General features: G+C 45.0%; 2 protein-coding genes. One reads left to right on the forward strand and one right to left on the reverse strand.

Translation table 11 applies throughout. The features are described from left to right. The coding region (locus tag R8269_RS25880; protein ID WP_318222997.1) for a PTS sugar transporter subunit IIA at positions 1-326 on the forward strand (326 nt) is incomplete at its 5' end. Positions 327-360: 34 nt separating this feature from the next. Here R8269_RS25880 and R8269_RS25885 read toward each other — a convergent pair. Continuing rightward, a partial coding sequence (locus tag R8269_RS25885; protein ID WP_318222998.1) for an AraC family transcriptional regulator occupies positions 361-1,082 on the reverse strand: 722 nt, incomplete at its 5' end.

Raw genomic sequence — 1,082 nt, forward strand, 5'->3', positions numbered from 1 at the left:
CTTTTATTAAACGCGAAGAACGTTCATCAACTTGCGTGACTCCGGGGATCGCTCTGCCGCATGTGATGTTTTCAGGTGTTGACCATATTTCTATTGCCGTTATTGCAAATGAAAAATCGATGGATTGGGCTTCAAAGATGGGTGATGTTCATCTGGCTATAGCACTGGTGATGCCAGAAAAGCCGACCCGAGAACAGATCATTGCGGCCACTAACCTCACACGAAATCTGCTTACCGATCAAATGGCGGAACGCCTACTACTAACAAAAAGCAGCGTCGACTTACAAGCGCTGCTGATGTACGCCATGTCGAGGCTGCTCGCCTAAACTTCTCTATGATTTACGCACTCTGACTGAAGGTTTAAATCGAACCACGATATTCCGTCGGCGTTCTGCCTGTACGGTTCTTAAATACTCGGCAGAAATAGTTCACGTCTTTAAATCCACAGCGCACTGACACGTCATTGAGTTTGAAGTTGTATTTCTTGAGCATAAACTTCGCACGATCCACGCGTACCCAAGTAATGTAGTCTGCCAAGGTCATGTGCCCCTGCTGACGGAACAAGCGCGACAAATGGTTCGAGGAAATACTGAATCTCGACGCAATGCTGTCACGCGTGATTGGGCGATGGAAGTTCTCTTGAATGTAGATACAAATCCCTTGATAGAGATCTTGCACACGGCTATGTGACTGCTGCTCGACTGGAGCATCCAACATCGTCTTCGCGTATTGCAGTAATGCTTGCAGTAAAAGCTCATCCATTGGTTTTTTAGTATTCTCACGAGCCAGTGAGCTCAACGCTTCTAAGATGTTATCTATCGCAAATCCTGAGCGTGTTTGGATGCTATGCTTTTGAATATCGTAAAAGTTTGCCTCACCTTTGCGTTTGCTCACCAAACTTAACCCAAGTTGTCGACGCCCAAACAAAATACTTAACACTGAGCAATCGGTATCCCAGTCTGGTTTATTCCAACAGTTAGGTGGAATAAATATCGCGTCGCCTTTTTTAGCAACGATGTGCGTTACTTTTCGATCATGACTTTCCATTTCATTAATATATTCCCCATCCAGAACTAACTCTA

The sequence above is a fragment of the Vibrio sp. Vb0667 genome, from assembly GCF_033391095.1.